2 protein-coding genes are annotated in these 4,881 nt (G+C 27.6%); one reads left to right on the plus strand and one right to left on the minus strand.

The annotated features are described in order from the left end of the window. Window positions 1–154: 154 nt before the first annotated feature. On the minus strand, window positions 155–1,402 hold the full coding sequence (locus NE665_RS23220; RefSeq protein ID WP_256302659.1) for a hypothetical protein: 1,248 nt from the start codon (window positions 1,400–1,402) through the stop codon (window positions 155–157). Between the two features lie 91 nt (window positions 1,403–1,493). Between NE665_RS23220 and NE665_RS23225 the strand changes: the two genes are divergently transcribed. After that, window positions 1,494–4,274: a sigma 54-interacting transcriptional regulator gene (locus tag NE665_RS23225; RefSeq protein WP_256302660.1), complete on the plus strand. Its 2,781-nt coding sequence runs from the start codon at window positions 1,494–1,496 to the stop codon at window positions 4,272–4,274. Window positions 4,275–4,881: the final 607 nt, after the last annotated feature.

The following is a 4,881-nucleotide window of genomic DNA, read 5'->3' on the forward strand; positions in this document are numbered from 1 at the left end:
ATCATTTTTGGCATAATAAATGGCAGAAACGTCGACTATTTTTGGGTTTATGAAGTACGTTTCTGCCACAGATATTCTATCAGATTTTAAAAAGACTGTCGACAGTCACTTTGTCAACAGTCTGAGATGAGCATTTTCATATGCTCATCTATTTCTAAAGTTGATATTCTTCTTTGCGTTTATAAGAATTTTCAATACCCATGATTTTTCTATATTTATTGATAGTTCTTCTAGAAATAGATATATTTTGTTTTTTTAATAACATATGTAATTCGTAATCACTATAAGGGAAAGATGTATTTTCTTTAGCGATAAGAAGTAAAATTGATTTTTGAATTGGATCTGATAAATCTTTTGTTTTTTTAGCAGTTAATAAATATTCTAAAGGAAAAATTTGGTGATTCCATTCAAAATATTTATTACGAATGGCTCTACTAATTGTTGAACTATGCATACCTAATTTTTTTGAAAGTTCAAGAATTGTACATCTTTTTAATGGCTTACCAAAAACTAAATAATCTTTTTGAATAGTTGCTAATTCATTACATATCAATAATAAAGTTGAGTTTCTCTTGTTTAAATCAGATATTAATATTGAAGCATCTTTGAAATACTGATGAAGAATAGGATCATTTTGAATATCTTTATAGTAATCTTTACTATAACTAATAGTTCCATAATCGGATTGCTTGATTGTTAATTGATAATCTTCTACTTCTATGATGAAATCAGGATAGATGTAGTCAAAAGTTTTTGGTTGATATGAATTTGCCGGAAAAGGGTTTGTTTCTTTGATAATATCCATCGCTTCCATTACTTCATCAGTGGTTGTATTTTTCATTTGTGCAATATATTCATATTGTTTTGCCATTATTTCTTTTTGATAGTTGCAAAATAAATCTAAAGCAAATTCTTGTCCATCTTGCTGTAATTGAATCTTAATTGAATCTATGCTATTTATTGCTGCAATTCCAACTGGTTCAAAAGATTGAATAATATGCAAATTTTTAAGGAATTCATTTGCATTAATTTCTAAAAACTCGCAATATTCTTCGTAAGAATAAGATAAAAAACCATTCTCATCAAGAGAGTTTATAATAAAAGAACAAATTTTTTTAGAATATGTTCCTCTATAAGTTTCTAATTGGAAGAATAAATCGTCTTGCAGTGTTTTTTCTACATATTGAAAATCTATTGCAGAATGTTGTTGCTCATTATGAGGTTTATGTGGAAGATATTCTATAAAAGGATTTTGATTAATTATATTACGAAAATGAGAAAAAAGTTGCTCATTTGACATGCTTAGAATTTGAAGAGAATGAGCAAAAGAATGGTAAAAATGACTACTAGGTTTAACACTGGGTTTAATAAGTTGTTCTTGTCTTTGTGAATTTGTTTTCATAATTGTTAAGCCTTTCAACACTTTATGATATCATTAGTATTATAATAATATTATAAATAAAAAACTAGAATTACAAAAGGGGATGATTAAAATGATTGACTTAAAACAACAAATTGAAGAATCAATTCGTATTAAAAGTAAAGCATTAAAATGGGATGAGATTGAGGAGTGTTCTGCTATTGGATTAGCTATTGAATATGGTGTAACACGTCAGAAAATAGCAAAAATACTTGATCAACTACACGAAGAAGGAGTCTTTATTAAAGTTGTAAATCAACCAAACATTTTTTTTCACAAAGTAGAACTAACAAAATATTACCGAATTTATGATATACAGAACGTATTTATATCTATTCAGGAGTTTAGAAGTTTTATTGAAAAAGAATATAATGTTTGTGAAAATTTAGTTGGTTATAATGGAAGTCTGAAATATGCTGTAGAACAGTGTAAATCAGCCATTAATTACCCTAACAATGGTTTGCCAATATTGTTATATGGTGAATCCGGAACAGGTAAAAGTTATTTAGCAAGTCTCTTATTCGAATATGGTAAACAAAAAGGTCTTATTCCAGTTGACGGCAAATTTGTTACAGTGAATTGTGCTGAGTATTCAAACAATCCAGAACTTTTTTTGACTAATTTATTTGGGTACACAAAAGGAGCATATACTGGTGCTGAAGAAGATAAAGAAGGTCTATTAAGTATAGCTGATAATGGCATGATTTTTATGGATGAAATTCATAGTTTAAGACCAGAATGCCAAGAGAAAATCTTCTTGTTTATGGATAAGGGAATTTTCCATAAAGTTGGAGATAATGAAACATGGTATTCATCAAAGATTCGACTTATTTTTGCAACAACAGAAAATCCGAGTAATGTTTTATTGAAAACTTTGCTAAGAAGAATACCAATTGTTGTTACATTGCCTCCATTAGATAAACGGTTTTTAAAAGAGAAAAAAGAAATTATATATAATGTGTTATCTGAAGAAGAAAAGATGACCAAACGAATTATTAAAATCAGTAGACAAGCTTATCAAATGCTATTGAATTATAAATATTCAGGAAATATTGGTGAGTTAAAAAATGTAATTAAGTATATGGTCGCAAATAGTTTGGTTACGTCTTTAGACAAGAATGTTATTGTCAAAGTAAGTAATTTACCAATATATATTGTAGAAACACAATCTAAAACAATAAATAGTTTAAAGGATGACCGAATCCTGCTTAGCATAGATGAACTAAAGGACTATAGTAAAACAGAAAATGAATTATATACTACAAATCTTGAGTTTATAGAATTAATTCAAAGATGGATGGATAAAAAGCTTTCTTTGGATGCCCTTGTTTCTAAGTGCACTGAAATTATGGGAAAGTATGTTGATTATTTATTTTTTGAAGAATTAAATCCAGAACAATATACAGAAAAATTAATAATTAATTTGATGACCAATATTACGAATATTATTAGCCACAAATATTTACCAATTAATTTTTCAAATCATGAAATAGGTGTATTATCAAAGTTTGTTATTGACAATAAAAATTCTGTTCAATATGATGATTTGCATTTTGGCGAAGAAATAAAAGTGATTGAACTATTATTAGAACAATTATCTATGATGTATAGTTATAAAATGCAGATAGCAAACGAATTGTTGATTTTACTTAGTGATAGTGAACTTATGAAAAAGAATATTGTTGGGAAAATGAATCTATTTTTCTTACTTTCCTATTTAAAAAAAGATGTAGAATCAAGTAGAATTCCAGGTATTATTATTTCTCATGGTTATTCAATTGCTAGTGGAATAGCAGAAGTAGTAAATCAATTAGTTGGGCAACATGTATTTGATGCAATTGATATGCCGATAAGTAGTGATGTGCAACAAATAACAAATCGTTTAATAGAAAAAATTGAAAATACAAGAAGTTGCAACGAATTGATTGTATTAGTTGATATGGGTTCATTAGAACAGATAAATAATGGATTAGGGAATAAGTTTAAAACTGATATTGGTATTATCAATAACGTGACAACTCGCATGGCACTAGATGTAGCAAACCGAATTATGCAAAATGAAGATATGGAATCCATTTTGAAAAATGCAAGCACTGCAAATTATAGTAAGTATTCATTTATAAAAAATCGTATTAAACCTGATGCTATTTTATCAATATGTGAGTCAGGAATAGGAATGGCAAATAAGATTGCGCAATTAATTGATGTGAGTTTACCTCATCCTATGAATGTGCAATTATTAACATATGATTTTAAAAATCTTCAAGTAAAAGGGAACGATTTTTCTATGTTTGAAAAATATAATGTCCTATTTATAGTTGGCAATCAGGATCCCAAAATTGAAAAAATACCTTTCTTATCAATTGAAGGATTAATTGAAAAGCAAGATGAAAAAGTTATTTATGAGTTGTTCCAAGGAAAATTGAACAGACAACAAGTGCATGCTTTTAAGAAAAATATTATCAAGAATTTCTCATTAGAAAATTTGATGAGTCACTTGAATATTATAGATCCACGAAAGATTATTGTTAGTGTAGAAAGAATTATTGATAAATTGCAAAAAGAATTGCAAATGGAATTTAGCAGTGGAGGAACTTTGGGATTATATATTCATATTTGTTGTTTAATTGAACGCATGGTAACAAATAAAAATTATTTGGATGATAATAAATATGAGTTTGATAAAGAGAAATATCCGCAATTTGATTTAATTAAAGGGATTCTTTTAGAGATAGAACAATTATATAAGGTTTCACTTCCAAATAAGGAGATTGTATATCTAATTGATTATATAAATGCGAATAGAAGATTTAGTGGCCAATATGAGAATTCAAATGATTTGTTTGAATTGTAAATACATAAAGATGATGTGATATAGAAAAGCCCGGTTTTCGTTAGTGTTATTAAATTGATAATGAGGCTTTTCAAAGTAGTATATCGAAAAGATGATGTACTACTTTTTTATTTTCCTTTATCTACTTGATTACTTCCCAAGCAATTATTATTTTAATATGTTACGCATATGGTATATAATACATGTGAAGTATACTCTATTTATGGATTATTTAAGATGAGGGAGAGTACACTATGTTAACAGTTTTGACTTTTGGACATATTAATGGAAAAAAGATAGAGATAAACACAGAAAAAAAGAATGATAGTGAAGAATGTGAAACAAAACTGTGACCACATTTTGACCCCAGTTATATAAATAATAGATAAAATATATGCATAAAGTGAATATAAAATAGTCTATAAATGTGGAAAAACTAATACATATTATGCAGTATATCAGTATAGCTATATCGAGTTCGAATAGTTCCCAAAGTTCTTAAAACCGCTAATATTAGCGGTTTTTTTGATGTCTATAACTTCCGTGAAAACATTTTGAAAACATTTGACTGAATTTCTGTGTTTTCAGAGCCGAAAATAAGTCGATTTTGGACTATTTTTGCGCTCCG

Source organism: Clostridium sp. DFI.1.208 (assembly GCF_024463855.1).
GTDB lineage: Bacteria > Bacillota_I > Bacilli_A > Erysipelotrichales > Erysipelotrichaceae > Clostridium_AQ.